At 55.4% G+C, this 24,916-nt stretch carries 32 protein-coding genes; 8 read left to right on the top strand and 24 right to left on the bottom strand.

Translation table 11 applies throughout. The features are described 5' to 3' along the window. Window position 1: 1 nt before the first annotated feature. The 6 genes from LKO31_RS11205 to LKO31_RS11180 form a co-directional block, all read right to left on the bottom strand. On the bottom strand, window positions 2-565 hold the full coding sequence (locus tag LKO31_RS11205) for a phage baseplate assembly protein V (protein ID WP_227690655.1): 564 nt from the start codon (window positions 563-565) through the stop codon (window positions 2-4). 93 nt (window positions 566-658) lie between these two features. Further along, window positions 659-880 (bottom strand): hypothetical protein, encoded by a 222-nt coding sequence (locus tag LKO31_RS11200; protein WP_227690654.1) that lies wholly within the window; start codon window positions 878-880, stop codon window positions 659-661. A 3-nt stretch (window positions 881-883) separates the two neighbouring features. Then, window positions 884-1,276, bottom strand: a complete 393-nt coding sequence (locus tag LKO31_RS11195) for a tail fiber assembly protein (RefSeq protein ID WP_227690653.1) — start codon at window positions 1,274-1,276, stop codon at window positions 884-886. A 14-nt stretch (window positions 1,277-1,290) separates the two neighbouring features. Further along, window positions 1,291-2,874, bottom strand: a complete 1,584-nt coding sequence (locus tag LKO31_RS11190; protein WP_227690652.1) for a gp53-like domain-containing protein — start codon at window positions 2,872-2,874, stop codon at window positions 1,291-1,293. An 11-nt stretch (window positions 2,875-2,885) separates the two neighbouring features. Continuing rightward, a complete protein-coding gene (locus tag LKO31_RS11185; protein ID WP_227690651.1) occupies window positions 2,886-3,437 on the bottom strand; it encodes a phage tail protein I in 552 nt (183 codons plus the stop codon). Continuing rightward, the gene (locus tag LKO31_RS11180) at window positions 3,434-4,327 is read right to left on the bottom strand and encodes a baseplate assembly protein (RefSeq protein WP_227690650.1); all 894 of its coding nucleotides are present in this window, start codon (window positions 4,325-4,327) and stop codon (window positions 3,434-3,436) included. The genes LKO31_RS11185 and LKO31_RS11180 overlap by 4 nt, the downstream gene beginning before the upstream one ends. A 145-nt stretch (window positions 4,328-4,472) precedes the next feature. Between LKO31_RS11180 and LKO31_RS11175 the strand changes: the two genes are divergently transcribed. After that, entirely contained in the window at window positions 4,473-5,123 is a 651-nt protein-coding gene (locus LKO31_RS11175) for an abortive infection system antitoxin AbiGi family protein (RefSeq protein ID WP_227690649.1), read from the top strand. On the opposite strand, the gene LKO31_RS11170 is transcribed toward LKO31_RS11175, so the two are convergent. From LKO31_RS11170 to LKO31_RS11115, 12 genes are all read right to left on the bottom strand, one after another. Beyond that, the gene (locus LKO31_RS11170) at window positions 5,120-5,785 is read right to left on the bottom strand and encodes a phage virion morphogenesis protein (protein WP_227690648.1); all 666 of its coding nucleotides are present in this window, start codon (window positions 5,783-5,785) and stop codon (window positions 5,120-5,122) included. The two genes, LKO31_RS11175 and LKO31_RS11170, sit on opposite strands and share 4 nt — an antisense overlap. A gap of 11 nt (window positions 5,786-5,796) precedes the next feature. Beyond that, a complete protein-coding gene (locus LKO31_RS11165; protein ID WP_227690647.1) occupies window positions 5,797-6,324 on the bottom strand; it encodes a phage tail protein in 528 nt (175 codons plus the stop codon). Continuing rightward, the gene (locus tag LKO31_RS11160) at window positions 6,321-6,458 is read right to left on the bottom strand and encodes a hypothetical protein (protein WP_227690646.1); all 138 of its coding nucleotides are present in this window, start codon (window positions 6,456-6,458) and stop codon (window positions 6,321-6,323) included. Before LKO31_RS11160 ends, LKO31_RS11165 begins: the two co-directional genes overlap by 4 nt. 7 nt (window positions 6,459-6,465) lie before the next feature. Then, on the bottom strand, window positions 6,466-6,864 hold the full coding sequence (locus tag LKO31_RS11155) for a hypothetical protein (protein ID WP_227690645.1): 399 nt from the start codon (window positions 6,862-6,864) through the stop codon (window positions 6,466-6,468). Beyond that, window positions 6,861-7,313: a D-Ala-D-Ala carboxypeptidase family metallohydrolase gene (locus LKO31_RS11150; protein WP_227690644.1), complete on the bottom strand. Its 453-nt coding sequence runs from the start codon at window positions 7,311-7,313 to the stop codon at window positions 6,861-6,863. The genes LKO31_RS11155 and LKO31_RS11150 overlap by 4 nt, the downstream gene beginning before the upstream one ends. Before the next feature lie 4 nt (window positions 7,314-7,317). Then, window positions 7,318-7,650 (bottom strand): hypothetical protein, encoded by a 333-nt coding sequence (locus LKO31_RS11145; protein WP_227690643.1) that lies wholly within the window; start codon window positions 7,648-7,650, stop codon window positions 7,318-7,320. A 4-nt stretch (window positions 7,651-7,654) separates the two neighbouring features. Further along, window positions 7,655-7,885, bottom strand: coding sequence for a tail protein X (locus LKO31_RS11140; RefSeq protein ID WP_227690642.1), 231 nt, complete (start codon window positions 7,883-7,885; stop codon window positions 7,655-7,657). Beyond that, complete coding sequence (locus LKO31_RS11135; protein ID WP_227690641.1) at window positions 7,885-8,355, bottom strand: head completion/stabilization protein; 471 nt, start codon at window positions 8,353-8,355, stop codon at window positions 7,885-7,887. Before LKO31_RS11135 ends, LKO31_RS11140 begins: the two co-directional genes overlap by 1 nt. Then, the gene (locus LKO31_RS11130; RefSeq protein ID WP_227690640.1) at window positions 8,352-8,795 is read right to left on the bottom strand and encodes a hypothetical protein; all 444 of its coding nucleotides are present in this window, start codon (window positions 8,793-8,795) and stop codon (window positions 8,352-8,354) included. Before LKO31_RS11130 ends, LKO31_RS11135 begins: the two co-directional genes overlap by 4 nt. A gap of 115 nt (window positions 8,796-8,910) precedes the next feature. Beyond that, window positions 8,911-9,801 carry a phage terminase small subunit gene (gpM, locus tag LKO31_RS11125; RefSeq protein WP_227690639.1) on the bottom strand — a complete coding sequence of 297 codons (891 nt, stop codon included), beginning with the start codon at window positions 9,799-9,801 and terminating at the stop codon, window positions 8,911-8,913. Between the two features lie 57 nt (window positions 9,802-9,858). Beyond that, entirely contained in the window at window positions 9,859-10,941 is a 1,083-nt protein-coding gene (locus LKO31_RS11120; RefSeq protein WP_227690638.1) for a phage major capsid protein, P2 family, read from the bottom strand. A 57-nt stretch (window positions 10,942-10,998) separates the two neighbouring features. Then, a complete protein-coding gene (locus tag LKO31_RS11115) occupies window positions 10,999-11,808 on the bottom strand; it encodes a GPO family capsid scaffolding protein (protein ID WP_227690637.1) in 810 nt (269 codons plus the stop codon). Window positions 11,809-11,969: 161 nt separating this feature from the next. Here LKO31_RS11115 and LKO31_RS11110 point away from each other — a divergent pair, with 161 nt between their 5' ends. Both LKO31_RS11110 and LKO31_RS11105 read left to right on the top strand, forming a co-directional pair. Beyond that, window positions 11,970-13,814: a terminase large subunit domain-containing protein gene (locus tag LKO31_RS11110; RefSeq protein ID WP_227690636.1), complete on the top strand. Its 1,845-nt coding sequence runs from the start codon at window positions 11,970-11,972 to the stop codon at window positions 13,812-13,814. Further along, window positions 13,811-14,860 carry a phage portal protein gene (locus LKO31_RS11105; RefSeq protein ID WP_227690635.1) on the top strand — a complete coding sequence of 350 codons (1,050 nt, stop codon included), beginning with the start codon at window positions 13,811-13,813 and terminating at the stop codon, window positions 14,858-14,860. Before LKO31_RS11110 ends, LKO31_RS11105 begins: the two co-directional genes overlap by 4 nt. A gap of 32 nt (window positions 14,861-14,892) precedes the next feature. Here LKO31_RS11105 and LKO31_RS11100 read toward each other — a convergent pair whose 3' ends face one another. From LKO31_RS11100 to LKO31_RS11090, 3 genes are all read right to left on the bottom strand, one after another. Next, window positions 14,893-15,183 (bottom strand): addiction module antidote protein, encoded by a 291-nt coding sequence (locus LKO31_RS11100; RefSeq protein ID WP_227690634.1) that lies wholly within the window; start codon window positions 15,181-15,183, stop codon window positions 14,893-14,895. Between the two features lie 30 nt (window positions 15,184-15,213). Then, window positions 15,214-15,501: a type II toxin-antitoxin system RelE/ParE family toxin gene (locus LKO31_RS11095; RefSeq protein WP_227690633.1), complete on the bottom strand. Its 288-nt coding sequence runs from the start codon at window positions 15,499-15,501 to the stop codon at window positions 15,214-15,216. A 1,130-nt stretch (window positions 15,502-16,631) separates the two neighbouring features. Beyond that, window positions 16,632-16,982: a hypothetical protein gene (locus LKO31_RS11090; protein ID WP_227690632.1), complete on the bottom strand. Its 351-nt coding sequence runs from the start codon at window positions 16,980-16,982 to the stop codon at window positions 16,632-16,634. A gap of 51 nt (window positions 16,983-17,033) precedes the next feature. Here LKO31_RS11090 and LKO31_RS11085 point away from each other — a divergent pair, with 51 nt between their 5' ends. Together LKO31_RS11085 and LKO31_RS11080 are read left to right on the top strand one after the other, a co-directional pair. Further along, a complete protein-coding gene (locus LKO31_RS11085; protein WP_227690631.1) occupies window positions 17,034-17,675 on the top strand; it encodes a TPM domain-containing protein in 642 nt (213 codons plus the stop codon). Between the two features lie 754 nt (window positions 17,676-18,429). Beyond that, window positions 18,430-18,858 (top strand): nuclear transport factor 2 family protein, encoded by a 429-nt coding sequence (locus LKO31_RS11080; RefSeq protein ID WP_227690630.1) that lies wholly within the window; start codon window positions 18,430-18,432, stop codon window positions 18,856-18,858. Between the two features lie 235 nt (window positions 18,859-19,093). On the opposite strand, the gene LKO31_RS11075 is transcribed toward LKO31_RS11080, so the two are convergent. Together LKO31_RS11075 and LKO31_RS11070 are read right to left on the bottom strand one after the other, a co-directional pair. Next, a complete protein-coding gene (locus tag LKO31_RS11075; RefSeq protein ID WP_227690629.1) occupies window positions 19,094-19,315 on the bottom strand; it encodes a hypothetical protein in 222 nt (73 codons plus the stop codon). Window positions 19,316-19,408: 93 nt separating this feature from the next. Then, window positions 19,409-19,837, bottom strand: a complete 429-nt coding sequence (locus LKO31_RS11070; RefSeq protein ID WP_227690628.1) for a hypothetical protein — start codon at window positions 19,835-19,837, stop codon at window positions 19,409-19,411. A gap of 567 nt (window positions 19,838-20,404) precedes the next feature. Between LKO31_RS11070 and corA the strand changes: the two genes are divergently transcribed. Together corA and rodA are read left to right on the top strand one after the other, a co-directional pair. Then, a complete protein-coding gene (gene corA, locus LKO31_RS11065) occupies window positions 20,405-21,376 on the top strand; it encodes a magnesium/cobalt transporter CorA (RefSeq protein WP_320443497.1) in 972 nt (323 codons plus the stop codon). A 333-nt stretch (window positions 21,377-21,709) separates the two neighbouring features. Further along, window positions 21,710-22,783, top strand: coding sequence for a rod shape-determining protein RodA (rodA, locus tag LKO31_RS11060; RefSeq protein ID WP_265104630.1), 1,074 nt, complete (start codon window positions 21,710-21,712; stop codon window positions 22,781-22,783). Window positions 22,784-22,824: 41 nt separating this feature from the next. Here rodA and LKO31_RS11055 read toward each other — a convergent pair whose 3' ends face one another. After that, window positions 22,825-23,211 (bottom strand): cytochrome c, encoded by a 387-nt coding sequence (locus LKO31_RS11055; RefSeq protein WP_227690625.1) that lies wholly within the window; start codon window positions 23,209-23,211, stop codon window positions 22,825-22,827. 311 nt (window positions 23,212-23,522) lie between these two features. Here LKO31_RS11055 and LKO31_RS11050 point away from each other — a divergent pair, with 311 nt between their 5' ends. Then, window positions 23,523-24,836, top strand: a complete 1,314-nt coding sequence (locus LKO31_RS11050; RefSeq protein WP_227690624.1) for an Ig-like domain-containing protein — start codon at window positions 23,523-23,525, stop codon at window positions 24,834-24,836. Window positions 24,837-24,916 lie beyond the last annotated feature (80 nt).

Raw genomic sequence — 24,916 nt, 5'->3', positions numbered from 1 at the left:
ATTATACGGGCGCACCTGTTTGCGCGCCGCCAGCGGTTACGCCGCCATGCTTATGGCCTTTCAGCGATTTGCCGCCGCCAATGACATCATCCGATGCTTCCACTTTGCCGGTCACGGTCACATTGCCGGTTATGGTCACGTCACCAGTAATGGTGACGGGCGCGGTGATGGTCACGCCGCCCGATGCCGTGATCGCCAAAGTGCCCTCTGCCACGGTCAGCGCCATGCTATGGGCTTCATGATCATAGATGATGGTGGACCCATCGGGGAATTGGATATGCACCACATTGGGCAGGCGGGACGGGGGCGGGAAATCATCGCTATAATCGCCCAGCAAGACTTGCCCATTTTCCAGATCGCCTTCGGCGGCCAGCACGGTGGCGGGTTCGCCTTCGACGGGTGGGCACCAAATGCGTAGACCGCCCACGCTGGGCGATTTCCACGGCAATTCGCCGGTGGTTAAGTCACCAATGGTGACGGTGCAGGTCAAATTTTCATAATCCACGCTGGCAATCGTGCCGCGCTGGATCATTTCACCTGCCATATGTTCATTGTCTTGGGCCATGGCAGCGACCATGCCGCTGCACCGGCTGACTTTCGCCGGTCTACATTGGTAGAGGCGCACCCTACCAATGCAGATGATGGACGATAGGCGATCTTAGGCGGGGTCCGCCGTGATCGCCCCGCAAGCAATTTTATGTGCCACGCCGTTCGCCACATCGGCCACGCGGGCGGCGGTGGCGTCGGCGTCATAGCGGCCCGCATCGGTCAGCATGGCGTTGACATCGCGGTTGTGGATAATCGCCCCGCTGGTGAAGGTGACGGGCACCGTGCGGGTTTCGGGGTTATATTTGCCGATCTTGGTTTGAACGTCAGACATAGTTTATGCTCCTGTGGGGGCGACCGGCCATGTGATGACAGCCGGATCGGTGGTGGTTTCGGGAAGGTCGCGCAATTGCTGGCGGTAATCGGCCCATGCGGCGCGCTGTTCGCTGGTCAGCGGATAATCGGCCATCATCAGATAATCGCTGTTCCGCAGCAGGCTGTCCCGCTGGTGGCGCATGGCGTGGGCTTGTTCTTCGCTAGACAGCAGGCTGCTGGGGTCAACAGCGCGGGGCTGGCCATCTGGCCCCGCCATGATCATCAGTCCCGCGATCTGGGCTTCGGTCAGCGATTGGTGCAGGGCAGCGGATATTTCCACCGAACCAGCGGGCGGGTTGGGGTGAATGGCCGTATCGAAAATGCTGGCGCTGGCGGGGTCAAAAAAGATTTTCATGCTTGCTGTCCTGCTTATTTGCCAATCGCATACCAGCGCGCGCCGGAACCATAGTTGCCGCTGGATGTGGCCTGAAAGACGACCCGAAATTGGGTCAGGGAAATTAGGCCGCTTTGCGTCCATATATCGTTATTATTGGTTCCTGCGGTATTCATGGTGTTGGATTGCATCATCACCGAATTGAGGTCGGTGAAAGCAATCGGGAAGTTGCGGATTTGTGCCCCTTCGGCAAAGTTGCCAGTGAAACTGCCCCATTGTTCGATGACGCCATCAGGCGATTTTCGCCAATAGCCATTGGCGTTGCTGCCATATTCCCAGCCGGACAAGAGCGCGAAATCCGACGCGTGGCGGCCATCGAGCAGATCAGCATCCAGCCCGCTGCCCGATCCGTCCACCGTCAACGCCTTGGCCAGCACATCAGCGGCGGTGTAAGCGGTTGTATTCAACGGCGTGTAGCCCAGCCGTGATATGATCTGCGCGCCGGTAAACAGCGAAGCTTGCAAGAAAGCCGTCGCCTGATAGCCATCGAGCAAATCGGCATCCAAGCCGCTGCCCGCGCCGTCCAGCCCCAGCACTTTAGCAAAGACATCGGCGGGGGTGTAGACCGTGGCGTTCAAGGGCGTGAAGCCCAACCGTGCGATGACATTGGCGTAATAGCTGCCATCCTGCCCATCCAACAGATCGGCATCCAGCCCGCTGCCTGCCCCGTCTACGGTCAGCAATCGCGACAGGATTTGCGCACTGGTGAACAGCGATGCTGGCAGAAAATCGCTGGCATGTTGTCCGTCCAACAGATCGGCATCCAGCCCGCTGCCCGCACCATCAACGGCGATCAACCGCGACAGGATTTGCGCGCCGGTGAACAGCGATGCTTGCAAAAAGTCACTGGCATGTTGTCCGTCCAGCAGATCGGCATCCAACCCGCTGCCCGCACCATCAACGGCGATCAATCGCGAAAGAATTTGCGTGCCGGTGAACAGTGACGCTTGCAAAAAGTCGGTGGCATGTTGTCCGTCCAACAGATCGGCGTCCAAGCCGCTGCCCGCGCCGTCCAGCGCCAACAGCCATGTCATCAAGGCCGCCCGCGCTTTCTTGGCTGTCAGGGCGCGTTGATCATCCACGCCGGTATTTGCTTCTGGCTGGGTCGCAATCTCGATGACGCCTTGCACCGTTTCGGTGGCGGGAGGTAACAGGAAATCGGCGTTGCCAAATGTCAGATCGGCGGCGGCAATGTCCGCAAATTTAACGTCCACCGCCAACAGCATGATCGATTGCGCTGATTTTTGGACCAACAAGGCCGCCTGCCCATAAATCGCGAACAAGGTTCCATCGGCCAGATACAAGCCGAAACTGCGCACCGAATAGCTTTGGTTGCTTTCATCGCGAACGGTCAGGTGAATGACATCATCGGCCACCACATCGCCGGACATAGTGGACAGGCGCTTGGTTTCGCCGGTCAGGCTGGTCATGGCGGGGGTGGGCACAATGGCGGTGGCGGACAGGCCCACTTGTGTGATCTGCACCGGATTGGTGCCGGTGTTGGCGGCGTTGATCAAGGCAGCGCGGCCCGCATTGGTGATGATGATTTGAACAGCCATAAATGATCCAGTCAGGCGGCGGGGGCATCGGCATCGATGCGGACGAAAATGAAGGGGCGGGCAACGGCGATCAGGCCAATTTGGCCAGCGGAGGTGATGCCTTGGGTGAAGGTGAAATGGCTGCGGGCGGGTTTGGCGCGGTGAACTTCGGCAATTACTTGATCGACAAAGGCCGCCGTGGCGGGCGCGCCGTCGCGTTCCAAATTCAGCACGAGATCAAAGGTGAAGGGTTCGCCGCGTGGCATTTTTTGCCACCATTCCCGAATGGCGACTTGCCCGCCAAAGCTTTCCACGACGCTGCGCACGCTGGCGGCGGTGCCTTTTTGCCGCGCAATCGGAATGGCGCGGCGGACGCGGGCGCGCTTGATGCCTTCGGGCCAATCACTGGACCAATTATCCAGCGAAAAGCCCCACGCCTGCCATGGCAGAAATTTGGCAGGGCAATTGTCCGGCGACCAGACCAGCCGAATATCCGTGCGGATGTCCAGCAAATGCGCCGCCACTTGTTCCAATGCCTTTTCCAGCGTGGTGGATTGCGGCGGTAATTGGCTGGGCGCGATCATTCGCCAGTGCCCGCATAATTAACCGTGATGCCGGTGCAGTGCGGGGCCTGTGTCCGGCTGATAATGATATCGGCGGCGGGCGACGTCAGCACGACATTTTGCACGCCTTCGCCATGCAGCGCGGCAAAGATGGCGGAACGGGTGATATCACGGCCCATGCGGTGGCTTTCGATCACATATTCATCAATGCGGGCGCGGGATGCGGCCAGCACGACATCGGCGTCGGGGCCGGAATAGGTGGTCAGGGTGGCATTGATGGCAAAGGGGATGATCTGGGCCGATTGCACGGTGACAAAATCGGTCAGCGGGCGGCGGCTTTCATCCGAAACATGGGCGGTCACGGCGTCCAACAGCGCGGGTAGCGCGGTGCCATTGCCGGTTCGTGACAGCACCGAAACGACCACTTCGCCGGGGGCGGGTGACGTGGCGCTGGCGTCCAGCACATCAGGGTCAGCATTTAGCGCATGAAAGATATAGGCCCCTTCGGGACCAGCCACGGAATAACCCTCTGGCCCCAAAACCATGCGGCGGCGAAAATCGGCATCGCTTTCCATGACGGCGGCTATGCCCAACACAGGGTCGGCGGGCTGCAATTCAAAGCGGGCGATACCGAACAGCGCAGCGATATTGTCCAGATCGGCCCCAATGGCATAGGCAGGCATCACGGCATGGGCGGCATCATTCACGCGCTGGCGCAGGCGCAAACATTCCATGATAAAAACGCGCAGCAATTTCATGACAGGATCAGCAGGGCGCGCCACAAATTCGGGCATCAGCTGCTGCATCAGCGCCGTAGCATCGGCCAACAGCGTGTCGAAATCCAGCGTTTCGATCAGATCAGGCGCGGGAAGGCGCGACAAATCAACAGCGGTAAAACTTTCATCAGCCATGCCGCCCATGTCGTTTGACGCGGGCGGCAAAGGCTAGGCGCTTCATTGGTAGAGGGGCGCTTTACCAATGGACTGAGGGTTTGAAATTTGCTGTAAATAGAGAGTAGGGTGGAATATCCGGCCTACAATAAATAGGGGGGGGTGAATGAATAATCATCACATTTACCGCGATGAATGGTCCGACATGTCTCGATATTTGGTCCACTTCACCAAAGGTGATAATGCCTACCGAGATTTATTGAGTATATTGCACGCTGGGAATATCGAAGCCGGTGGGGTTTTCGGAATTGCGCAGAGCAAGTTACGAGATCGTTCAGATTTAAAATCTGTCTGCTTTAGTGAAACTCCATTGCCGTTAATAAAACGCATATCTGAAGGTACGTCTTCATACGGTGTAGTTTTTCATAAATTCCATTGTCAACGCAACGGCGTCAATCCCATCTTGTACGCATATGCGGAATCCGGTTTGCCAGACGGTATCCGAACCCTCATCGCAAGAGCGAGTGACGACCTTCGGGACCCGATATGGCAACTAAGCACATTTATAGATGAGCCAAAATATACCGATAATTATAAGTATAAATTCGAGTGGGAAAGAGAGTGGCGAAAGCTCGGAGATTATGGATTTAATCCGGATGATGTTGCATTCCTGATACTGCCTGAAGAATACCATGAGAACGCCAAAGGATTTTTTGAGCAAGCTGAAGCAGACGAGATAGGTCCGAATTACACTTGCCCATTTATTGATCCGTTGTGGGACCCCGAAATAATATCCGATATACTTAACGCCTCCTAATGATTAGAAAAGTGTCCTAAAATCATATCCATCAGCATATCTTTATCAGCATCGGTTGCGCCCAATAATTCCCGTTTGGGATAGGATGTCATCTGCGCTTTCAGCGATGGCCGGTCGCGCAAGCCGCTATGGTGGACATCGGCAATTTCGGCCACTTTGCCGGTGAAGCCGATCCAAAAGCCGCTATCGCTGGTGTTGACGCGCAGGAATTTTGACGATGCCAGACGCCGAAACATGGTGCGGCGGCGCAGGCCGCCACGGCGGCGCGGGTTGCTGCGGTTTTTATGTTCATCCGGCACCGGCAGCCATTGCACAATCTTGTCAAATTCAAAGGATCGGATGCCGCCCGCCATGATGTCAAAGCCGGTCATCATGCGGCCCGCGCCCCATGTGAAACTTTTCATGATGACTTTGCGCGGTGCGCCGCCGCCGCCCGATGGGTAGAGGAAACAGGCCGCACCGCGCCCCTGCACTGGCGGGCTTTTGTCTTTGCGCGGTTCATATCCGCTGCCATCGGGGGCGCGGTTGGCGGTGATGCGCTGGCGCTGGCTGATCGCCAATTTGCGGGCCATGGCGCGCATCAGGTTGCGGCGGTCCCCCGCCGACAGGCTGCGCACCAGTGCGCCGCAAACATGCTCAATTTCCGAAAAATCATCGCTCATATGGGCGCAGCCTATGCGTCGGGCGGGATAGCATCGGTGATGATGGCATCGGGATCATTGCTGTTGATGATGCTTTCCAGATTGGCAAAGCCATGGTGGAATTTGACGCTGCCAATGCCAAAATCATCGCCATAATCGGGTTCGGGCGGGCGCGTGATATCATAGCCGCTTTCGCCGCCTTGGCCTTGGCCGATGGTCACAATCCGATCTTCGGTCAGCGCAATTTCCATGACGATATCGCTGGTGTCGCCATCCAGCAATTCGGCCTTAAAGCTAAAGGGTTCACTGTCCCCGCGCCGCAGCAATTGGGGTTGTTCCTGTTCAATCCAAGCCAGCATGGGCACGATGATATGATCGGCATCACCGGCATAATCCCAAATGGCAATGGTCAGCGTATAGGCATAGGTGAATGACAGGGTGCGCGCCTCGCGGGCCTTGATCTGGCCAGCGTCCACAAAAATGGCCAGCCGGTCGGGGTGAATGGCCAGATCGGGCAAGGCTGCGGTCAGCCATTGGCGCAGGCTATCGGCTTTTCTCATGGTTGTTCGGTCTGTTTTGGCTGATTTTGCAGGGCGATGGCGGCTTGTTCTTGCAGGGCAAGGAAGCTTTCGCGAATTTGGCCGGCAACATCATAAAGGGCGGCAAAGCTGGCGATGCTTTGCGCGCCGGTCATGTCGCCATCAGGGCCGCGCTGGACCGTGGGCAGTATCGGTGGCGGTGCCCACAGGCGGGGTTCCACCCGCGCCATTGGCGACGGTGGCCGCGTGGTCGAGCAAGCGGACGCCATCAGCATCAATGCAGACGTTGCGATAGACAGGCCGATCAATGATTTTGATGGTTTCATTGTGAATTTCCCTCACGCTGGCTTGGCGCTGATATTCTTTGTTCTGGGCCGCGATGGCAGCGGCATCGATCTGGCCTTGCAATTGCTGGCGCACCGCGTCGGCGGCGTCATCAGCCCGCTTTTGCGCGGCTACTTCGGCGGCGCGGCCCATGCTGGTGCCATAGAAAAAGCCGCCGATGCCGGATGCACAGGCCGCCAGTGCGGCGGCCATGGCCAGATGCGATTTGCCAATCATCCGCCCAGCCCGTCAAAATAGGTGCCCCGCGCATAGCGCAGGCTTTGCTTGCGCAATCGCCCATCGCGATAGCTGGCATGTATCCAGCCGCTGTTGGGGTCGCCGATCACATGATTTTCCAAGATCAATTGATCAAAGGGCAGGCGGTCCCGAATATATTTGGCGGCGGTCAGATTATCGATGCCAGATATTTCAAAATCCGCCGCTTCGCCAGCCGCATGTTGGCTGGTGGTTTTGGACCCGACCGCCAGACACAGACGGGGCGAGCGAAAGCCGGACGTGATGCGAATGGGCCTGCCAAAATGGGCGCGCAGCGGTTCCAGCACCTTGGTGCAAAGCAGGCGCATGGCGTTGATCTGGGCGACATTGGGCCGGTTATCGATGCCGCGCGCGGTGGCGGTGGCGGACGCAGTAAATTCGGCCAAGCTGAAATGGGGCGACAGCTTCATGGGGTCAGCCTTTCTTGCCAAGGATGCGGTCCGCGATGCGGGCGGGCACACCCGACAGCGTTTCGGTGATGGATTTTTTCAGAACCGGCGTGGCGTCAAAGGCGACAATGGCGATGCCAAAGGCGATGCTTTGCGCCACAAAGTCATTCCAGCCGGTGGCGGCGATGGTGGCCATGGTGGCATAATAGCTGACGGTGGAACCGACGATCCATTGCAGGAAGCGGTCCCGCCATGCCAGCGCGGGTTTCCATGCTTGGGCGACCGCCGAACCGATCAGCGACGGGGCCAGCGAACCGGCCATTTCCGATGCGGATTGCAGGAAGGTGCGAAGGTCCATATTTTCAGTCCCAAAGTTTAACGGTGGCGTGAATGCGGGTGGCATTTTGCTGGGCGGTGTTGGTGGCGGGCACGGTGACAATCGTGCCGATGGGCAAGATCGGGCCAAGGTCCGCAAGGCCCGGATTGGCCCGCAAAACGCGGCCCACTTCGGACGCGCCAAGGCCCATGTCGCGCCACAGCATCAGGTCCAATTTGTCGCCTTGGCGCGCCACCAATTTGCGGGCTTCGGCCATCAGATCAGGTCCACCACGGTGCGGGTGACGCCCAAAATATCGCGGATGGCGTGCATGGCATCGCGGCGCAGATCGCCAATTGACTGGACCAGATCATCCGCTTGGGCGCTGCCCGCTGTGGTGGTGTCATAATCGCGGTGACGCTCGATCAATTCGGCCTTGGCCAGCAAGGTGACAGCGCGCAAATAGCGCAGCGTCTGGACGCTGTGCCCGTCCAATTGGGGGGCGGGCATATCCGAAAGGCTGGCAAATCCGTTGGCGATGGCGGCTTGTTTGAAATCCGCCAGATCAATGCCGACCGACAGCACCGCCCCGATCAGCGCGGCGCGCAGGCGCGAACCCGTCAGCGTCGTGGGGATGCGCCCCATATCGCGGACCTGTGCCAGATCAATATCAGGGAAAAACCCGTCATTGGTCAGCGTTGGTTCCGCGCCTTGGGGTGCCGCAGGGGGGCGGGCGACAAAGGTCATGCGATGGCCGAATAAACCGGCACAAAGAACAGGCTCAGGCTGTGATAAATGCCAAAGACGCCGCCGACCAAAAGAACCAAGGCCGCAGCCACACAAAAGTCTTGGCTGCGCCGCTGGATCATGTCTTTCCAAAAAAATATAATGCCAAGGCCAGTGATGGCGAGGGTGGCGCAATAAGCGATCACGCTGGTGCCAATGACCAGTGACGCCGCCCCATAAAGCCAAAGGCTTTGGCATTTAAGCCATGCCAAGGCGAACAGAGCGGCCATAAACCCGCCTGCCCAAATTCCGGCGCAGCGGCAAAAGTGCAGTGTTTTCTTAACCCATATGGTGGCCGTGGCATCAGGCCCCGCAAAGCCATCCAACGGGTGATGAACCAGAGCGGCGATAAAGCCGACAGTTAAAACGGTGATGGCGGCAATCAAGATCAGGTAAAACATGGACGATGGCTTTCAGGTCACGGCAACAGGGTGGGGATCAGGTCAATGGACGGCCCTTTGGCTCGAAAGCCTTCCCGCCATGCGTGATCCGCCCTGAGCGCCGAGGGGCAGAGGGTCAGGCGTTCGCTGCGTCGGCAGCGGGTTCGCCGGTTTCACTGGCTGCGCCATTTGTTGCCAAATTGGCGGCTTGTGCGATTTCTTCGGCTTCGCCTTTAGCCTTCGCTTCCGCTTCGGCGGCGGCGGCGGCGGCGGCCTGTGTGGCGGCAATCAGCTTGGCGACGCGCTTCAACCGATCTTTCACGCCAATGCGATCATGCAGGCGCTGGGCTTCGGCCAAATAAGCCCCAGCCGATGTCAGATAGGCGTCGGCCTCATTGGCGGGCACTGTTTCGCCAGCGCGCAGCATTTCACTGCCAATGGCTTTGTTCAGCTTGGCGCGGATTTCGTCGTGCATATCAATGCCATCGACAATGGTTTCGAGGTTGAGCAGCACATTGACGCAGAAGCTTTCACCAGCGGCCTGCTGTTTCAGGGCGGCTGCGGCGATTTCTTCGGTCAAGACGCTGGCAGGGTCGCGATTATAGCGGGCGGGCATGGCCGCGCCGTGGCGGATCAGGAAAGCGCCGATAGGCAAGGCGGCTTCATAATCGCCAATATCGATATGCCAAACCATGATGGTGGGCGCGATTTCGGCGGCGATGCCGGTGCCAAGGCCCGCATCGGCTTCCAGCAATCCTTCGATCCATGCGGCATATTCGCCAATCTGTTTTTTCTTGTGGGCGACCTTTTGATCGATGCCCTTAATCCCTTTTAGATCACGCAGATCATGGGTCAGGCGCAGGCCGATTTGCTGGGCGGCGCGTTCGGCGGGAATGTCGCGGGGTTTTGCCTCCCCCGCTGCCATGGTGATGGCAGCGGGGGCGACAGTTCCGGCCCCATTTTCAGGGGCATTCGCAGCGGATAGACCAGCAAGGATTTTATCCCGATGGCGTCTTGCGAGGCTCATTTCATTGGTTCCTGTTATGGGGGCGGAAAAGGGGGCGTGCGGGGGCGATGCCAGCGGTTAAGCTGGCTTCGGACCCATCACGATATTCTGAGCAAGGGCGGCCAAGCCGTAATCTTCGATCACATAGGCAAGGTTGGCCGATTCATAATTGGCCACCTGATCATAATCGGGTTCATCGCGGAACAAGCGGCGGCGCGTTTCTTCCTGTTCATAGATCGCCAGATTTTCCAGCGTCGTGATCATCACTGCCTTGGCGGGGAAGAATGGCACGACCACGGCGCGCTTGCCGCCCACTTGCTTGGGCAAGGTCAAGATGCGGTCGCGGGCTTCCACTTCGGTTGGCGTGTTGGCGGCGGCGGTCAGGATGTTGGAATATTTATCCTGCAACAGATCGCGCCCGACGATGACAACCAGATCGCTGCTATCGCGGTGCCATTCGTCCAGCATTTCCGTCAGGTCATGCACCAAATGGTCAAGGTTCACATAGTCCGCCTTGGCGGTGGCGGCGTTGGTGCCTTCGGCATTCAGCACTTCCACGCCAGACGCCACATAAATGGCCTTGGTGGGATCGGTGGTCAGCGCGCCGTCCAAAATGCAGCGGGCAGGCGCATCGGTGCGCAGATGGTGCAGCCAGCCTTTGTTTACATCCTGCAACAGCGGATTGGCTACGCGGTCGGTCGTCGCGGCAACGGATGTGCCGTTCCAGCCGATCATGATCATGTCGCGGGCCTGTTGTTTCAGGATTACGTCGCGCAGCAGCGTCTGAAATTCCGGCTTGTGCCGCCAATTGTCCAGCTTTGCATAAGGAATGGCGGTGTCGAAATTGGTTTGTGCGCAGACGTAAATGCCTTCGTTCGACGTGGATGTCGGATCGGTGGCGATGCGGCGATTGCCGCCAGCGGTGTTGGTGCGGCTGGCGATTGGGCGCGTGGTGCCAACGCCCACTTTCTGGCCCGTCTTGTCGATCACCGTTTCAAAGCTGATCTGCGACAGAAATTCGCTGCCTTGCTGGATGCGCTCTTGCATCTTTTGGCGAACGGTGGGCGTCACCGTGAATTTCTGGGCGGCATCATCGACGCCGTTAATCATGGCAATCTGGCTGCTGTAGCCAAGTAATTGGGCGCGGGTGTCTTTACGCATGGGCAAGGCTCCGGTGGGAAAGGTGTGCGGGGAAGGGGAGAGGAAAGGCGGGACCGGTCAGCAGTCGGTTTTCACGCCATTGCCGCCAGAGGCGGGCGTGCGGGTGAAGTGCGAGGGCGCGGGCGTGCCAGCCAATTGGGTTTTCAGTTCGGCCAGTTCCGTTTTCAGCAATGTCACCGCCTCATGCTGCGGCTTCACAGCAAGGGCGATTTGATCACCCATCAGGCTGGCAAAGGCTTGCATGTCCATATTGTCATTGGCGGGCGCGGGCTGGGTGATGGGTTCGCGCTTGTCGTCCTTAGTTTTGGCGGAAAACATGGACGTTAAGGCAGACAAAAAGCCCGTCTTGACCGCTTCGCCAATATCGGCGGGGTCCGTGCTGGACAGCATTTCAATGCTCGTTTCTTGTGCATCGCTAAAGATATTCGACCGCGCCATGGCCGCGAATTTCAGCACTTCGGTGCCAAGGCTGGCGGGCCGGTCGGTGATGGCCAGACCGACCAAATAGGCTTCGCCGCTATCTGCAAAATTGGGATGAAGTTCGGCGCTGGTGAACAGTTTTTGACCGGCCTTGTTCAACGCGATCAAATGTTCATTGGCTTCGATTTCGGCATAAAGCGCCAGCCGTTTATGCTGTTCGCCGCCGATGGTCAGTTCAATTTCCTTGGTGTGCAGGGCTAAGACGCTGCCATAGGATTTGAACGGGCTATCGGGGCTGAAGCCCATATAATGTTCGCAATTGACGCGGGCGGCATAGGTGTCCGGTTCATAATTGGCTGCTGCCTGTTCCAATTGGACCCGTTCAATCATGCGACCATCAGCGGTGGCACCTTCGACGGCGATGCGGACTAAATTGGTTTTGGCCATGGGGCGGGGTTCCTATGCTGCGGGGCGGGTTCGGTTTGCGTGTGCGATGACGCAGAAAGGGCGCGGCAAAGGCATTTCATCAATGCTGTCCATTGGTAGAGGCGCGCCTTACCAATGCAGGGCGGTGAATTAGCGGTTCGCGTGGCGGCATGGTCGCCGCCATGACCAGCGACAGCCCCCAATCCGCCCGCCTTTGGCACCTTGACCCGCGCCGCCACGCTTGCAGCCTTTATTGGCGCGGCTGGGGCGTTTCCCAGATCACCGGCGAATTTGAATTGCATGGTGTGATGAATGACAAGGGGAAGCCCATTCCCCGCGCCACGATTGAGGCATGGAAACAGCGCGACAAATGGGATGATGCGCCATCGATCCGCCGCATCGAAGATGGGCTGGAAATCCGCCTGCTAACCCTGATCGCCAAGGAAAAGAAAACACCCGCCGATTTGGTCGAAATGGACGCGCTGAACCGCAGCGTGGCCACGCTGGCGCGGGTGCGCCGCTATGAAAGCGAAGGCGGCCATGCTGGTGATTTGAATGAAAAGGTGGGCAACCGAAACAAAGGCCCGCGCAAAGCGCCCAAGAAAAATTATTTCACGGCGGAACAGGCCGAGCAGCTGAAGCAAATCTTCTTAGACGGCTGCTATGATTATCAGCATCAATGGTGGAACGCCAAGGATCAGCGCACCCGTATGATCCTGAAATCGCGCCAGATCGGTGCGACCTATTATTTCGCCTTTGAAGCCTTGATGGATGCCATTGAGACGGGCCGAAATCAGATTTTCCTTTCGGCGTCCAAGGCACAGGCGCACCAGTTCCGCAGCTATATCATTTCCTTTGCCAAGCTGGTGGGCGTGACACTGACCGGCGATCCAATGATGATCACATCGGAATTGCGCCCCGCCGAGGAAGCGGCAGCGGAATTGCACTTTTTGGGTACCAATTTCCGCACGGCGCAGGGCCGCCACGGTAATTTCTATTTCGACGAATTTTTCTGGGTCCATTCGTTCGAGGAATTGAACAAGGTCGCGTCTGGCATGGCGACGCACAAGAAATGGCGTAAAACCTATTTCAGCACGCCGTCCACCGTCGCGCATCCGGCCTATCCTTATTGGACGGGCGACCGGCGCAACAGGCGGCGCAAGAAAGCCGATCAGATCAAGATCGATGTCAGCCATGCCGCCTTGGCCGCTGGATCGGTGGGGCCAGATCGCATTTGGCGGCACATCGTCACCATTCACGACGCGGACAAGGGCGGATGCGACCTGTTCGACATCGAAGAATTGATGGACGAATATGCGCCGGACGAATTTGAAAATCTGTTCCTGTGCGGCTTTGTCGATGACAGCCACAGCGCGTTCAAATTTAACGATATGGTCAAGCTGGGCTGTGACAGCTTGATTGACTGGGTGGACTTTGATCCAGAAGCGCACCGGCCTTATGGCAATCGGCCTGTCTGGGCGGGCTATGATCCGCAAGAAAGCGAAGATGGCGATAATGCCGCGCTGGTGATTTCCGCCCCGCCGACCGAGGTAGGCGGCACATTCCGCATTTTGGAACGGCACCAGCTTCGCGGGCTGGATTTTGAACAGCAAGCCGAGTTCATCAAGGCGGTGCTGAGCCGTTATAACTGCACCTATCTTAGCATCGACGCGACCGGCGTAGGGGCGGGCGTCTATCAGCTTTTGGCCAAGGCAGGCGCGATGCCCAATTGTTCGGTGGTGAAGCTGGAATATTCCATCGATCTGAAAGCGCAGATGATCATGAAGGCGCAAAATATCATCCGGCGCGGACGCTTGGCGTTCGACAGCGGGATGATCGATCTGGTCAGCGCCTTTGTGTCGATCAAGAAAGTTCTGACAACCAGCGGGCGCAATATCACGTTCAAGGCCGGACGCGGCGGCGGCGATGGTCATGCCGATCTGGCGTGGGCGACCATGCACATCCTGATGAACGAGCCGCTTGACGGCAAAGAAAAGCCCATGGGCACAATGGAGATAATCGAATGAGCAAGCGAAACACCCGCCGCATGTCCCGCCAAGCATCGGCCAGCGCCGCGCAGGGGGCGATTGTCCCCGCCAATGATACGGCCAGCGGCGTGCAAGCCTTCACCTTTGGCGATCCCGAACCGGTGCTGAGCCGGTCCACCATGCTCGACATGCTGGAATGCTGGCATAATCACCGTTGGTATGAACCGCCGATATCGCTGGACGGCTTGGCGCGGGCATTCCGTGCATCGCCGCACCACAGCAGCGCGATCATTCTCAAGCGCAATATGCTGGCGTCCAGCCTTGCGCCTTCCAGCCTGATATCGGGCCGCGCCTTTGCGGGCATGGTTCAAGATTATCTGGTGCTGGGCAATGCCTATGCCCAGATCACGCGCAACCGGCTGGGCGGGGTGCTGGGCATTGATCAAGCCTTGGCCAAATATGTGCGGCGCGGGGTGAAGGCGGGGCAATATTGGTGGCTGCCCAGCTTTGGCCAAGAGGTGGAATTTGATGCTCGCAGCGTGATCCACATCCGTGCGCCGGACCTTAATCAAGAAATCTATGGCTTGCCGGAATATCTATCTGCCCTGCAATCGGCCTTGCTGAATGAAAACGCCACGCTGTTCCGCCGCCGCTATTATGAAAATGGCAGTCATGCCGGATATATTCTTTTTGCCACCGGCACGTTCAGCAATGGCGATGTCGATGCCATGCGGCAGGCGCTGAAGAAATCAAAAGGACCAGGCAATTTTCGCAACCTGTTTGTCCATGCGCCAGAGGGCAAGGAAAATGGCATCAGGCTTTTGCCGATTGCCGAGGCAGGGGCGAAGGATGAATTTCTTGGCATCAAGAACACGACGCGGGACGATGTGTTGGCCGCGCACCGCGTCCCGCCGCAATTGCTGGGCATCGTTCCAGCCAACGCGGGCGGCTTTGGCGATGTCACCAAGGCAACCGACGCATTCTTTGAATTGGAGATTGAGCCGCTGCAATCCGTCTTTCTGGAAATCAACGATCAGCTAGGCGTCAACGCCATCCAGTTCCGCGAACGGGTGAAGGCCGCATGATGTGGGAAGGGTGTCCAGACTATGGACACCCTTTATGCGTGCGCTGGTTCAATGCTCAGCTTCAGGCCAAGGGCGGGCAGCACCTTCAGCAAGGTTTCCATGGTCGGATTGCCTTCGGGGCCAAGCGCACGATAAAGCGCCTGCCGCTTCATTCCAGTATCCCGTTCCACTTTCGTCATACCGCGTGCGCGGGCCACAATGCCCAGCGCGCCCGCGATGGTGTGGGCGTCGTTGGTTGCAAGGGCATCGGCCAGCAGTTCGGCCAGATCATCCGCTTCGGTGATATGGGCTGCTGCATCAAAGGGCGTCAGTTCAATTGCCATAATTTCCATCATCCTTTTCGGCGGCCTAGATTATATCTGGGCCGCCATTTCTTTGGCCTTTGCGATGTCGCGCCGCTGGCTAGACTTATCGCCGCCGATCAGCAGAATGATCAACTGGCCATCCCGCACGGTGTAATACAGACGATAGCCGGGGCCGAATGCGATCCGCGCTTCCGACACGCCATCGCCCACGCTCTTCACATCACCCATCAGCCCTATTTCAAAGCGGGCGATACGGGCGGCGATCTTCGACTTCGCCTTGATATCGCGCAGATTGTTAAACCAATCTGCAAAGGCTGAAGTCTGGACCGTTTTCATGACGTCTCTTATAAGTGACGACCATTGCGATGTCAATTAAATGTGACACGCGGGCTGCCCTGACTATTGCAGGCATGGGCGCGGACGATGGGTCAGTGGGGCGGGGCCCAAGCGGCCCATGACTTGGCGCGAAATAATATTACGCGACCGGCGCGAAAATTTCCCTCGAAAATCGACCATAGGAACCCGAACCCACGGATTTCCGCGATGCCACCCCAAATTTCGCGCTTTTCCCCCCGCCTCGCCCGCGCGCTTTTTATGTCGGTTTTAATGCAATCTGGAGTTGACCGGAAACCGGCCCAAGACCTAGGCTTATGGCAGATCGACCAGCCCTGTTTGCTGATGCAATTTGATGCACGCTCAGGGGGTGTTTGTGAAAAGAGGCGGAAAAGGGAAAACCTTCTTTCCGCCTTTCTTTTTCAGGATGGGGTCGGGAAAACTATAATATCCGCAATCACCCCATTTGAACCTAGCTGAAAGCCGCAGGAAACTGCCATTTGTGAGGTTACTGTTTGGGTGCAATCTTTTGCAATCTCTCAGGGGTAGAACTATAATCCCATTGAAAAATAAGGATAATTTAAATCAAAAATATCGCTCTAAAAACTATAATCAGGTTATAAAAATATTATAGGTTTTATTGCCGATAAGTCATTGAATTTGCTAGGTGGTTATAGATGTTATAGTTTTCCCGACCCATACCCAAGGACTAGCGAAGGGGAGGCGTTTTTTGGGAAAGGGGTAGGCTCATGAATGGACAAATCAAGTTGGCTTGCCATGAGATTGAGCAGATGAGGTATGGAGCGGCCGTTCTTAATGACGGCTAACGACCCAGTTGCGGACAGCGTAGCCATAGGTAAAAGTGAGACATGAGCCTCAGTCTATTACTCGCGCTTGGCGTGTCCTTATGCAGCAGTTTCGTCATTATCGAAGGCTTGGTGAGGGGACGCATTTGTGCACAGGCATTTGAGTTTGATCGACTGCGGCAGCCCTTCTTCTTCTGGTTCACGGTGGCGTTCTTCAGTTTAATGGCTGCCGTGATGTGGGCACCATATTTGCATGAGCGCGGAATAATTTGAGGTCCGCTTTCCACCCCGAAGTTGTCGGGCTGAAAACGACCCATAGTCGGGCGTTCAATTGTCAGTTGTTTCAAGCGGAAAGCTGAAGCTCTGCTTTTCTCGGCGTACTGGCGAGCGCGCATCGAGCCCCTCAATATGCTTTGCCCATTTTAGAAAGCTTGGAAGTGCCTCACTTAACAGGCGTGCGTTGACGGCTTTCGCAGAGGCAGATTCCACCGCTTTGCAGTAAACCCAGATAAATTCGCCTGACCGACCTGACCGACTGCCATCTGGATAGTAATTGGCTTCTAGGACAGGATCAAACTTGTCCCATCTTGTGAATTCGACTGGTAGCTGTAAGCCGCTCTCCAATATTGCACTTTCAAGTTCTGATGGTTTTAAGGGATACGAGCGCCCCTTAGACAACTTGTCCTTCCTCGACTCCAATTGCCTATCCTTCCTCTTTTCGCGCTCGGCATGTCGGCTTTCCGCATCACTAACCGAAAAGCAGAACGTCTGAAACCCACCCCAAAACTGCCGGACAGGAAACGCCCGTTGCGCTCGTTTCTCCGAGACGTTAAATCGGCTCCTATGAAGTTCCTCCTCCTGCTCCTGACGGCACTCACCGTCGCGTTTCCGAACGGACAAGCCACAAGGCAGATGGACCTGAACCAATCGAAGCAGCCTTCAGCCTCAATCGAAGCGGCGATACCCCTCGCAGGTCGCGTCACCGATGCGGCCAACATCATCAGTGTTGGGCAGGAGGCGGTGCTCACCGATAAATTGGTCCTGCTAGAAAAATCAACTAGCCATCAAATGGTTGTCGTTACAGTTAATTCATTGGACGGACGAGATGTTGCCGACTTCACTCGCGACTTAGGCAATGCATGGGGGATCGGCCGCAAGGAATTCGACGACGGTGTGGTGGTGCTCGTTGCTCCTAGCGAGCACAAAATAAGGATTGCTGTCGGTCACGGCTTAGAACCAACACTGCCCGACTCTCTCTGCAAAACGATAATCGAGCAAAACATGCTTCCGCACTTCAAAAAAGGCAATTATTATGAAGGGATCGACGCAGGAGTAAGTGCCTTGATCGAGAGGTTGATACGAACCAACTAATCATCCATTTTCACCCAAAACCAGTCAGGCAGTAAACGAACTTATTGTTCCAAAAGTCGCCAGTCCGCATTCCACCCCATTGCTGCCGATTATGTGTGTGAATCTGCCGTCTTTTAAGCGTGTACGAAATCAGTACATTTCTTGAGATAATTTAATGAAAAATGAAATAAATTCATGCTGTTATGAATTTTTAGGTTCCGCCTTCACACGGGTGGGGTCACAGGTTCAATCCCTGTCGCGCCCACCATCGCTAAGGCGGTGGATTTACTGACTTTTCTCTGACTTTTTGTCCGCTGTAAACTTGGCTCTTGGCCCTCTTTGGACAGCAAATGGACAGCAGAATATTGCAGGGCCTCCCGGTGGGCAGCGCGCTATAAACCGACAGTGCGCTTGCCACATTCTGGAGCTGTTTCAGGGCGCGGCGGGGTGTCTTTGTAGGCTGCCCTTGGCCGCGTAACCGCTGTTACAAGCATATTCGTGCATCTGCACGGACAGGTCTTTGATCGATTCATAGTAATCGGCATCGAATTGGCCGACATCCGGTGACGGCACAAATTCGCCCAGCGTGTTGCATCCTCTTTGTACATGTCCAGCCAGTGTTTTTATCGCTGATTGTCGATCATGTCTTTGACGCGGCTGCGGATTGCGTGGCATTCGGAGTTGGCGGTGGGGCGCCCAAGGGCTAATTCTCTGCCAAATGATGAAGAAAACGCGTCGATTGAACGTTGATAATCTGGGCTTAGGAGTAAGAAATTTGAATATAAATGATGTGATTGCTCGGCACGAAATTGAAATGTGCATAATCGAAATAGCGCGGGGCTATGATTATCGTGATTGGGATGCCGTAAAGAAACATCTGAGCGATGACATCAAGGCAGAAATGGGCGACGGTCTGTTGGAGGGTCCGGAAATGTTTGTGGCGAACGTCAAATCATATTTGGACCGGTGCGGAACCACGCAGCATTTGCTCGGCAATCTGATTGTGAACGCGGACGGAGACGAAGCGGAGAGCAAATGCTATGTGAGCGACATGCACTTGGGCTTGGGTGAACGGGTCGAGCAAACATTTGCGACGCTGGGTGACTATCACGATAAATGGCGCAAGATTGATGGCCGTTGGCGCTTGGTTTATCGCCAAAAACTCAATCGTGGCTTTATCGGCTCCATTGACATTTTTTCCTGAGTTGGGGGCGTTGTAAAACAAGTTACGCCCCCGCTTTCATATACCCAAATAAAATTTATAGGACCAACGCTGATGTGCGCTTGTCACCATTGCGTGTGGCGGACGCAGGGGCGGGTGGTTTTGGTAACGGGTCTGATGTGCCCTTCCAGCCGAACTGATGGGCGCTGGCGATCCACGTCTTTGCACAGCCAGCCCATTTGCAGTTCGGCGCGGATGGGCCATGGGCGATGGGCGATTAGAATGGGCTGAGCAGCAGGCCGAAGGTCAGAAGCGCCAAAATGCCCACCGGTACAAACGTCACAAGTGATGAAACGTCATCGCGGGTAATGGAAAAGCCCGCTTGCGCCGCAGACAATGCGGTCTGGCGCGCGGCCACGCTGGTTTTGGCAGCGCGTTGTGCTGGCGCGCGGTTGGCGGAATTGACTTGCTGATGGGTGTTCATGATATGCGTAGACATATTTTCTTTCTTTCAAAACGGCCCTAGCCGTAGGGGGAGGGGGAAATCTGGGGTGCGGCGCGTGTGCGATTGGCCGCAGCCTGTCGGTTCAAGCTATCCATCGAACAGCCACAGCAGGACGGCGCTCGCTGTAATAAGCGGCACGATAAGCAACAGAAGCAGCGGAGTGAGCGGCATTTCCAGCGCGCGGCGATGATCATGATAAAACAGCGCCAGCTGATCGGATAGTTGTGCATCGGCCGCCATCACGGCCCTGTCGACCGGCGAAAGCGAAAGGAAATTCTCGATCAGGCGCGCCAATTCTCGTTCATCGAGACGAGGGTAGCGGACGAGAAGCCGCTCCGTATCAAATGATCTTTGCGCGTCATTCCGAAACGCAGAATAAAATTGAGCGGACATTTTCAAATTTCCTTTGCGCAGCAAGAGCGCCCACGCAGGCGAAAGCCTGACTGGGCACGAACGACAGATTTTGCCCTGCATCGGAGGATGGGATTGTACGCGGCTTTTAAAGCTGCGGGTCATGACTCGGATGCTGTGTTCCGGACACCGCCCAAATGGGCAGGTGTCCGGTTAAACACAAATCATCAGAAACTTTGCATTTCGAATTTTGAGAAACATGGTCATGGACATGAGTTGTATATAGTTATTGATAGGTGTAATTCAAGATTTGAAAATAATAATTGTAAATTGTTGGTAATTTGTTCTTCGTGGTCAGTTTGTTTATTTTTTTATGAGTTAAAATTTCTTTTCAATGATATTTTTGTAGCAATATATTTTTGGTTTTATGTTTGGTTTATTGGGCCGTGACAGCGACCGCGCAGCTGTACGGGCTGACTTTCGCTTGTCTGCATTGGTAGCGGCGCGCGGTAATGTAGATGATGGACGATGGGCGATTTTCCGCGGGGCTGTTAACGAGACCAATAAGTAATCGCGATACCCGATCGTCAGGCCATGGATTGCCCCGCCTGCATGGGCGACAACGCTGTTAGAATTTGCTTTGTTTCCATAATGGCGTGAGGCACGTTTTTGTCCGCATTGGATTATGCTGTGCTTATTCTAAGCGGACTTCGCAGCAGGCGGGAGGGATAGTTGATCAAAGGTTATTCACATCAAGAGGGCCGATTGGTCGAAATTCCATATTCGGATCAGGCGCTGAACGACCTCATTTGGATTGACCTTGTTGCACCGAACAGGGGCGAGGAAACGCAACTGGAAAATGACCTAGGGATAGGCGTGCCGACGCGGGATGAAATGGCAGAAATCGAGATTTCTTCGCGTTTGTACAAAGAAGGTGATGCGGTGTTTATGACCGCTATTTTGCCTGCTCATTCCGATGATGACGAACCGGATATGCAACCCGTATCGTTCATTCTGACTGGTCACCATCTTTTGACCGTGCGTTATCACGATCCACGGGCATTCAAAACTTTCCCGCAACGTGCCGCTAAAGTGGCCATGGGCCTGAATTCGGGGGAAAGCGTTTTCATTGCTTTGCTAGAGGCCATCGTTGATCGAATGGCCGACATACTAGAACGGGCGGGCCGCGATATTGACCAGATTTCAAGGCAGATATTTCGCCACCGAACAGATGAAGTGGTGGAGGCCAAAAGCCTTCAGGTCACACTCGAAACAATTGGCCGAAAAGGTGATCTGGTGTCGAAAATTATAGACAGCCTGATGACCCTAGATCGTTTGTCCGGCTTTGTTAGCCAGCATATATCTGGCAAAGGCGATCCCGCTGGTCATCGGGTGCGGGTTAAGACCCTCACCCGCGATATACGGTCGATTACCGACCATGCTGGATTTTTGTCACAGAAAGTCACTTTTCTTCTCGATGCAACATTGGGGATGATCAGCATCGAGCAAAACTCGATTATTAAAATCTTATCGGTCGCCGCGGTGGTTTTTTTGCCGCCTACGTTGATCGCTTCTATTTATGGTATGAATTTTGAACATATGCCCGAACTCAAATGGCTTGCGGGCTATCCGGTTACGATTGTGATCATGGTCTTGGCGGCCATTTTGCCTTATCTGTTTTTCAAGCGAAAAGGGTGGTTGTGAGGTCGGCGACCAGCAAGTGCGAATGCAATCTGACCAGGATGGCGGCTTTCATCCGAAACATAGGCGTCAATGGCGGGCAATGACGCGCGGGGCGCGGAGTTTTTACGCCTTTGTGAGCTTACGGGCTTGGCTATTTATTTGTGATGCTGCGTGATGGCTGGTGGGAGTATAATATTCCGCGATTGCTTTTTGTGGTGCGTGATGAACGCGAATGAGGAAACCATCGGTTGAATAAAGTATCGGCCAGCATATAGGTTGCTTTTGCAAAGATTGCCCGCCGAGTAATTTATAATGCCTGTTTTGCCCAGTGGATTGCGATGGCTTCCATGGAAAATGCTTTTCGTCCTATTTTTTATTGAGGCCTGTGGTGTCGCCACCTTATATTCGGCGGCGGGCGGTGATTTTTGGTTGTGGGCGGGGCAGCAGTCCTTGCGTATCTTTGTGCTGACGGGGCTTATGTTCGCGGTGGCTTTTGTGCCGATCAGCTTGTGGATGCGCCTTGCTTATCCAGCCTATGCTCTATCTTTTCTATTGCTGATCATTGTCGAGCTTTTTGGGCGCGTGGGCATGGGTGCGCAGCGTTGGATCGATTTGGGCGTAATGAAATTGCAGCCCTCTGAGTTGATGAAAATTGCTGTGGTACTGGCTTTGGCGCGTTTTTATAAAAAGCTGCCGCCGTCATTGACCAATAAACCGCTGACCATTGGGATGGCGCTAGCGATTATTTTTGCGCCGGCGGGTCTGGTGCTGTTGCAGCCGGATTTGGGGACGGCGGTGATGATTATCGCGGTCGGCGTGGTCATCATATTCATGGCCGGAACAACGATAAAGCTATTTTTGGCGGCGGCGGCCGGTGTCGTGGCCTTGGCGCCATTGGCTTGGGCAAGTTTGCATGATTATCAGAAAAATCGGGTGCTGACATTTATTGACCCAGACCGTGACCCATTGGGGCAGGGCTATCATATCACCCAGTCGAAAATTGCCATTGGTTCTGGGGGGCTGTTGGGCAAGGGGTTTTTAAATGGTTCGCAAAGCAATTTAAGCTATTTACCGGAAGCCCATACGGATTTTATCTTTGCCACGATGGCTGAAGAATGGGGCATGGTGGGCGCTATGTTGGTGTTGCTTGCTTATGCTTATGTCATTCGATGGGGCAGTAATGTCGGGGCATCTGCGTCGCGATTTGACCTGCGGTTGGTGGCTTATGGGCTTTCGTTCAACCTATTTCTATATGTCGCGATCAATGTCGGTATGGTGATGGGGTTATTGCCTGTTGTCGGTGTTCCGCTGCCGCTGATGTCCTATGGCGGGTCGGCAATCATGACGGTGCTGCTGATGCTGGGTATCTTGTTATCGGTCCACCGACATGAAAGCCAAGGTGTTAACGGCCAGTTCAACGGATTTTGAATCGCTGGCTGGCCGGGCGGGCGCCAAGATGATGCCGTTTCTTATATGCGCGGTTTGTGCTTGGGGTCTTTCAGGGTCAGCATATGTGCGGCTAGGTCGTCGATATGGTCAGCTTGAATTTCAAAATTCATGATTTGCGGAAAATTATGGGAATTGCGAAGCCATGGGTTCAGCGTTTTTTCGCTGAGATCGGGTTGATTGATCACATCCGCAAAAGCTGGCGCGTCCGCATGAGGGGATGTTCCGTCCGCAATGGCGTGGCAACTGGCGCAATGTGCCTGTGCAAAGGCGCGTCCGCGCATCGCCGCATCGCTGGGTGCAGCCTTGCTAGCGATGGGCGTGGCTGGGATATTGGATGGAGCGCAGGAGCTGGTGATGGCCAGCGCGGGAAGTAGCATCAGGGTCGAAAATGAGATTTGCGCGCGCATAAAGCCTCCTTTGGATTGATGATACGCGTTATGCCGCTTCGCGGTGAATGCCAAGGCCAGTGCTAAATTTCCTGCCTCCAATCTATAACGATAAATTTATACGCTCTTGTCCATTTCATGTGGCAATTTGGGTGAAAATTGTCGTGCCATTTTTATGGCGCTGCGCATTTTACGGTATGGTTGATACGCGATTGGACGAATGTGTAGCCAAAGATAATCTCTGTTCGTTGGAATGTGTTGAAGTTGCGCTCTGAAGTGGGGTAGGGGGTGGAGAAGTATAAATTTAACCGGCAAAATTAAGCAGAGGTACCATGAAATTCTCCTCGATTAGTAAAGTTAACGGAAAAGTCGTCCAAGACAGCAACGGAGGAGATATTGTAATTCATGGGCCGTCGGTTGTTCGGTTAAAATTATCGCCCGAAAAGGTTGCGCGCTATGAACGCCGAGGTGCAGACCTTGTCTTGGTATTGAATGATGGTGAAGAGGTTTTGATTAAAAACTTCTTTGTCCGTTATTCTGCTGATGGCGAACCATTGGTCAGCGATAGTGATTCCGCTGGCGCGGGCAAGGCGGAATCAGGCGCGGCTGATGAGGACGTCGTTCGCAATGATTTGATTTTGGAAGATGATAATGGCGTCCTGTGGTGGGGCCAATATCCCGAAGAGTGGACCGAATTTCATTTTACCGAAATTGAATGGAATGATGCCGGATTTGCGGCTTGGCCGTGGCTGCTGGGCGCGCTGGGCGGTGCTGGTGCCATTGCGCTTGCATCCGGTGGCAAGAAGAATGCGCCCCCCGTCGCGGTCAATGATCAGGCTGTTGGTGAAGAGGATGGCGGCCCGATCACCGGCAATGTTCTGGGCAATGACAGTGACCCAGACCAAGATCCGCTGACCGTCACCAGCTTTTCCGTCAACGGGAAAAATGCTGCGGCGGGCGATACGATCACCATCGACAATGTCGGTACCATCACCATCAAGCCGAATGGCGATTATGTCTTTACGCCAGTTCCAAACTATAATGGTACGGTTCCGCCCATCCATTACACCATCACTGATGGTAGCAAGCAGGACGATGCAACGCTGACCATCATCGTGACGCCAATTGTCGATTTAGTGGCTGAGGATGACAGCAACGAAACCGACGAAGACACCCCAATTGATGGCACGGTTGCGGACAATGACAGCACGACCAGCGGCGGCACGTTGACGTTTGAAAAGGCAACGGATCCCGCGAACGGAAGCGTCGTGATGCGGCCGGACGGCAGCTATACCTATACGCCAAACCCCAATTTTAACGGAACTGACAGCTTTACCTATACAGTGACCGACCCGGCAAGCGGTGAAACGCTGACCAAGACGGTGACGATTATTGTGAATCCAGTGGATGATCTGGAGGCGGAGGATGACAGCAATGTCACCGACGAAGACACCCCAGTTGATGGCACGGTTGCGGACAATGATAGCACGACCAGCGGCGGCACGCTGATCTTTGAAAAGACAACGGATCCCGCCAACGGAAGCGTAGAGATGCGGCCGGACGGCAGCTATACCTATACGCCCAATCCCGATTTCAATGGTACGGACTGTCCGTCGTCAGAACATTTGGCACAGATGTCGGTTTAAATTAACGGAGCGTTGGTCTCATCTGGTGGTTGATATTAAGCGGCGATCTTGCGGTGTTGCAAGCGCCGATATGCGATGGT

The organism is Sphingopyxis yananensis, assembly GCF_020687785.1.
In the GTDB taxonomy this organism is placed as follows: domain Bacteria; phylum Pseudomonadota; class Alphaproteobacteria; order Sphingomonadales; family Sphingomonadaceae; genus Sphingopyxis; species Sphingopyxis yananensis.
This window is presented reverse-complemented; position numbering and strand designations above follow the sequence as displayed.

What these genes read in the sequence shown, in the direction of transcription:
- LKO31_RS11180 (WP_227690650.1), bottom strand. Translation starts at nt 4,327, where the DNA reads ATGGCTGATGAAAGTTTTACCGCTGTTGATTTGTCGCGCCTTCCCGCG.
- LKO31_RS11050 (WP_227690624.1), top strand. Translation starts at nt 23,523, where the DNA reads ATGAAATTCTCCTCGATTAGTAAAGTTAACGGAAAAGTCGTCCAAGAC.
- LKO31_RS11135 (WP_227690641.1), bottom strand. Translation starts at nt 8,355, where the DNA reads ATGACCTTTGTCGCCCGCCCCCCTGCGGCACCCCAAGGCGCGGAACCA.
- LKO31_RS11145 (WP_227690643.1), bottom strand. Translation starts at nt 7,650, where the DNA reads ATGGACCTTCGCACCTTCCTGCAATCCGCATCGGAAATGGCCGGTTCG.
- LKO31_RS11175 (WP_227690649.1), top strand. Translation starts at nt 4,473, where the DNA reads ATGAATAATCATCACATTTACCGCGATGAATGGTCCGACATGTCTCGA.
- LKO31_RS11150 (WP_227690644.1), bottom strand. Translation starts at nt 7,313, where the DNA reads ATGAAGCTGTCGCCCCATTTCAGCTTGGCCGAATTTACTGCGTCCGCC.
- LKO31_RS11100 (WP_227690634.1), bottom strand. Translation starts at nt 15,183, where the DNA reads ATGGCAATTGAACTGACGCCCTTTGATGCAGCAGCCCATATCACCGAA.
- LKO31_RS11085 (WP_227690631.1), top strand. Translation starts at nt 17,034, where the DNA reads ATGTCGGCTTTCCGCATCACTAACCGAAAAGCAGAACGTCTGAAACCC.
- LKO31_RS11095 (WP_227690633.1), bottom strand. Translation starts at nt 15,501, where the DNA reads ATGAAAACGGTCCAGACTTCAGCCTTTGCAGATTGGTTTAACAATCTG.
- LKO31_RS11170 (WP_227690648.1), bottom strand. Translation starts at nt 5,785, where the DNA reads ATGAGCGATGATTTTTCGGAAATTGAGCATGTTTGCGGCGCACTGGTG.
- LKO31_RS11115 (WP_227690637.1), bottom strand. Translation starts at nt 11,808, where the DNA reads ATGGCCAAAACCAATTTAGTCCGCATCGCCGTCGAAGGTGCCACCGCT.
- LKO31_RS11195 (WP_227690653.1), bottom strand. Translation starts at nt 1,276, where the DNA reads ATGAAAATCTTTTTTGACCCCGCCAGCGCCAGCATTTTCGATACGGCC.
- LKO31_RS11140 (WP_227690642.1), bottom strand. Translation starts at nt 7,885, where the DNA reads ATGGCCGAAGCCCGCAAATTGGTGGCGCGCCAAGGCGACAAATTGGAC.
- LKO31_RS11075 (WP_227690629.1), bottom strand. Translation starts at nt 19,315, where the DNA reads ATGTCTACGCATATCATGAACACCCATCAGCAAGTCAATTCCGCCAAC.
- LKO31_RS11185 (WP_227690651.1), bottom strand. Translation starts at nt 3,437, where the DNA reads ATGATCGCGCCCAGCCAATTACCGCCGCAATCCACCACGCTGGAAAAG.
- LKO31_RS11110 (WP_227690636.1), top strand. Translation starts at nt 11,970, where the DNA reads ATGACCAGCGACAGCCCCCAATCCGCCCGCCTTTGGCACCTTGACCCG.
- LKO31_RS11165 (WP_227690647.1), bottom strand. Translation starts at nt 6,324, where the DNA reads ATGAGAAAAGCCGATAGCCTGCGCCAATGGCTGACCGCAGCCTTGCCC.
- LKO31_RS11200 (WP_227690654.1), bottom strand. Translation starts at nt 880, where the DNA reads ATGTCTGACGTTCAAACCAAGATCGGCAAATATAACCCCGAAACCCGC.
- LKO31_RS11105 (WP_227690635.1), top strand. Translation starts at nt 13,811, where the DNA reads ATGAGCAAGCGAAACACCCGCCGCATGTCCCGCCAAGCATCGGCCAGC.
- LKO31_RS11055 (WP_227690625.1), bottom strand. Translation starts at nt 23,211, where the DNA reads ATGCGCGCGCAAATCTCATTTTCGACCCTGATGCTACTTCCCGCGCTG.
- LKO31_RS11070 (WP_227690628.1), bottom strand. Translation starts at nt 19,837, where the DNA reads ATGACCCGCAGCTTTAAAAGCCGCGTACAATCCCATCCTCCGATGCAG.
- LKO31_RS11155 (WP_227690645.1), bottom strand. Translation starts at nt 6,864, where the DNA reads ATGATTGGCAAATCGCATCTGGCCATGGCCGCCGCACTGGCGGCCTGT.
- LKO31_RS11130 (WP_227690640.1), bottom strand. Translation starts at nt 8,795, where the DNA reads ATGTTTTACCTGATCTTGATTGCCGCCATCACCGTTTTAACTGTCGGC.
- LKO31_RS11190 (WP_227690652.1), bottom strand. Translation starts at nt 2,874, where the DNA reads ATGGCTGTTCAAATCATCATCACCAATGCGGGCCGCGCTGCCTTGATC.
- LKO31_RS11205 (WP_227690655.1), bottom strand. Translation starts at nt 565, where the DNA reads ATGGCCCAAGACAATGAACATATGGCAGGTGAAATGATCCAGCGCGGC.
- LKO31_RS11160 (WP_227690646.1), bottom strand. Translation starts at nt 6,458, where the DNA reads ATGACCGGCGCGCAAAGCATCGCCAGCTTTGCCGCCCTTTATGATGTT.
- rodA (WP_265104630.1), top strand. Translation starts at nt 21,710, where the DNA reads ATGCTTTTCGTCCTATTTTTTATTGAGGCCTGTGGTGTCGCCACCTTA.
- gpM (WP_227690639.1), bottom strand. Translation starts at nt 9,801, where the DNA reads ATGAGCCTCGCAAGACGCCATCGGGATAAAATCCTTGCTGGTCTATCC.
- LKO31_RS11120 (WP_227690638.1), bottom strand. Translation starts at nt 10,941, where the DNA reads ATGCGTAAAGACACCCGCGCCCAATTACTTGGCTACAGCAGCCAGATT.